The sequence below is a fragment of the Actinosynnema sp. NPDC023658 genome (assembly GCF_040639995.1).
GTDB lineage: Bacteria > Actinomycetota > Actinomycetes > Mycobacteriales > Pseudonocardiaceae > Actinosynnema.
The window spans coordinates 1-1,939 of sequence record NZ_JBFAAX010001011.1 but is presented as its reverse complement, the minus strand read 5'-3'; the positions used below and the strand labels follow the sequence as shown (position 1 = coordinate 1,939).

Here is a 1,939-nt window from a genome sequence, read left to right as displayed (position 1 = left end):
GTCACCGATCCGCTTCTCGTCCCGCACGTCGACGCCGAAGCCCTCCAGGAAACCCTGGTCGCGCTGCACGTCCACCGACACCTGGTTCGGGTTGAGGTCCAGCAGCGCGATCTTCGCCTGCTTGCCCTCGGCCTCGAACTTCGCCTTGGCCCACTTCCCGATCAGCAGCCCGGCCTGGTAGTTGTCGGTGGCGAAGGTCGCGTCGGCGGCGTCCGCGGGTTCGAGCTGGGTGTCCAGCGCGATGACCAGCAGCCCGGCCTGGCGGGCCTTGTCCACCGACGGCACGATCGCCTTCGAGTCGTTCGGCGTCAGCAGGATCCCCTTGGCCCCGGCGCCGATCAGGTTCTCGATCGCATCCACCTGCGACTGGTTGTCGCCGTCCTGCTTGCCGGCGAACGACTGCACCTTGGCCCCGGTCGAACCCGCCGCGGCCTGCGCCCCCTCCTTCATCTTCACGAAGAACGGGTTCGTGTCGGTCTTGGTCACCAACCCGACCAGCGTGTCGCCACCGGCCGCGTCACCGCCGTCCCCGCACCCGGTCGCCAACGCCAGCAACGACGCCGACAGCAGGGCCGTCAGCCTGACGCCCGATCGCGCCCGTCCGGTCATGTCTTCTCCTACGTCAACGTTGACGCAACCGGCCGTCGAACCTCAGGAGCGTCGATTCAGGCCTGGTTACGCGGATATGGAGGAAAGATCCTGAACTTCCGCCCCCAGCGGGGACGGCGGGTGAAATGAGGACTTTCATTAAGTCATCGTTGACGCTAGCTTCGTGGTCCAAGCCACGACAAGTCGGCGTTACGCAAGCGTTACTCGGGATGGAGCAGAGGGCAATGGACCCACGGGGCGTGCGGCGGGAGCCGACCATGCGGGACGTCGCCGCGCTGGCCAAGGTCAGCACGAAGACGGTGTCACGGGTGATCAACGACCTGCCCGGCGCCGGTCCCGAGGTCGTCGAACGGGTCCGCGCCGCCGCCCGCAGCCTCGGCTACCGGCCCAACCTGACCGCCAGCAGCTTGCGCCGCTCCGACCGGCGCAGCGCCACCATCGGCGTGCTGTTCGAGGACCTGTCCAACCCGTTCGACGCCGCGCTGCTGCGCGCGGTGGAGGACCGGGCGCGGCAGAACGGCGTGCTGGTGCTGGCCGGCAGCAGCGAGGACGACCCGGAGCTCCAGCGCGAGCTGCTGATCTCGCTGGCCACGCGCCGGGTCGACGGCATGGTGGTCATGGCCGTCGGCGGCCACCAGGACGCGTTGCAGCAGGAGCGCGAGCGGGGCACGCCGATGGTCCTGGTGGACCGGCCGCCCACGTTCGGCGGCACGGACAGCGTCACCACCACCAACCGCGACAGCTCCCGCGAAGCCGTGCTCCGCCTCGCCGCCCTCGGTCACCGGCGCATCGCCTTCCTGGGCGACCGGCAGACCCTGTGGACGAGCCAGGAGCGCTACACCGGCTACCTGGAAGGGCTCGCGCACACCGGGTTGACCCTGCGCGAGGAGCTGGTCCGCATCGACCTGCGCGGTCCCGACGCCGCAGAGGCCGCCACCGCCGCCCTGTTCGACCTCGACGAGCCGCCGACCGCGCTGTTCACCGCGCAGAACCTGGTGACCGTCGGCGCGATGCGGGCGCTGCGCGACCGGGACCTGCACCGGCGGGTCGCCCTGATCGGCTTCGACGACTTCCCGCTGGCCGACATGCTGGAACCCGGCGTCACCGTCCTGCGCCAGGACGTCCCCGCCCTTGGCCGCGAGGCGGCGGAGCTGATCTTCGCCCGGATCGAGGGCGACCGGTCCCCGCCGACGCACGCCGTCGTCCCGGCCACCCTCATCCCGCGGGGTTCGGGCGAGATCCCGCCGCCGGACGGCCCGGACGGCTCCCGCCCGAGCGCCCTGGCGGACCGGGCCCGGTGTGGCCGGCGCGCCGCCCCCGGCCGCGTCGC

At 71.4% G+C, this 1,939-nt stretch carries 2 protein-coding genes; one reads left to right on the top strand and one right to left on the bottom strand.

The annotated features are described in order from the left end of the window. Positions 1-609: substrate-binding domain-containing protein (locus tag AB0G02_RS37480; protein ID WP_360804441.1), on the bottom strand; the 609-nt coding region annotated here is incomplete at its 3' end. 224 nt (positions 610-833) lie between these two features. On the opposite strand from AB0G02_RS37480, the gene AB0G02_RS37475 reads away from it, so the two are divergent. Continuing rightward, positions 834-1,939, top strand: a 1,106-nt coding sequence (locus AB0G02_RS37475; RefSeq protein WP_360804437.1) for a LacI family DNA-binding transcriptional regulator, incomplete at its 3' end; no start/stop codon positions are given.